This is a genomic window from Vibrio sp. 10N.222.48.A3 (genome assembly GCF_041475345.1).
Taxonomy (GTDB): Bacteria; Pseudomonadota; Gammaproteobacteria; order Enterobacterales; family Vibrionaceae; genus Vibrio; species Vibrio tasmaniensis_A.
Genome location: NZ_JBFRVX010000934.1, coordinates 1 through 1,036 on the forward strand (window position 1 = coordinate 1; position 1,036 = coordinate 1,036).

A 1,036-nucleotide genomic window follows, 5' to 3' on the forward strand; every position below is an offset into this window, starting at 1 on the left:
ACTCTACCGTTTGAAGAAGTTACTTTAGTCTCTTTCCAAGTAGGTTGCTATTGTCGTTTTGTACTGTCGCTTGAGTCGGCAGCATGAACAACAAAAGCCACAAACAAAAAAACGCTGAATTAAAGTCAGCGTTTTTATTTGTCTTCTATTCAAAGAAACATCATCAGTTCATTTAGTCGTTTTCTACGTTGAACAGGTTTTCCATATTCAAGCCTTGCTTGATTAAAATCTCACGTAGACGACGCAGACCTTCAACTTGGATTTGGCGAACGCGTTCACGAGTTAGGCTAATTTCACGGCCTACTTCTTCTAGTGTTGATGGTTCATAGCCAAGTAATCCAAAGCGACGCGCAAGCACCTCTTTCTGCTTAGGATTCAGCTCATCAAGCCAGAAAATCAACGAGTTCTTAATATCGCTATCTTGAGTTGAAACCTCAGGGTCTGAGTTGTTGATGTCCGGAATTATATCCAGTAGCGCTTTCTCACCATCACCACCGATAGGTGTATCAACAGAGCTCACTCTTTCGTTTAGACGAAGCATCTTGCTCACATCACCAACAGGTTTGTCTAGCTTAGAAGCAATTTCTTCTGCCGTTGGTTCATGGTCAAGTTTTTGTGAAAGTTCTCTTGCGGTACGTAGGTAGATGTTCAGCTCTTTCACAACATGGATTGGCAAACGGATAGTGCGAGTCTGATTCATTAGCGCACGTTCAATGGTTTGACGAATCCACCATGTTGCGTAAGTTGAGAAACGGAAGCCACGCTCTGGGTCAAACTTCTCTACGGCGCGAATCAAACCTAGGTTGCCTTCTTCAATAAGATCGAGAAGTGCAAGACCACGGTTGCTATAACGACGAGAAATTTTCACCACCAAACGCAGGTTACTTTCGATCATGCGTTTGCGTGCTGCTTCATCACCGCGTAGAGCTCGACGTGCATAAAGTACTTCTTCTTCAGCGGTTAATAGTGGTGAGAAACCGATTTCGCCTAAGTAGAGTTGAGTCGCATCTAAGCTTTTAGACGTAACTTCAGTCTC

The 1,036-nt window shown here is 43.5% G+C and carries 1 protein-coding gene; it reads right to left on the minus strand.

Features of this window, described 5'->3' with window-relative positions; all coding sequences use genetic code 11:
* Positions 1 to 172: 172 nt before the first annotated feature.
* On the minus strand, positions 173 to 1,036 hold an 864-nt coding region (rpoS, locus tag AB4653_RS22055; RefSeq protein WP_372105352.1), incomplete at its 5' end, for an RNA polymerase sigma factor RpoS.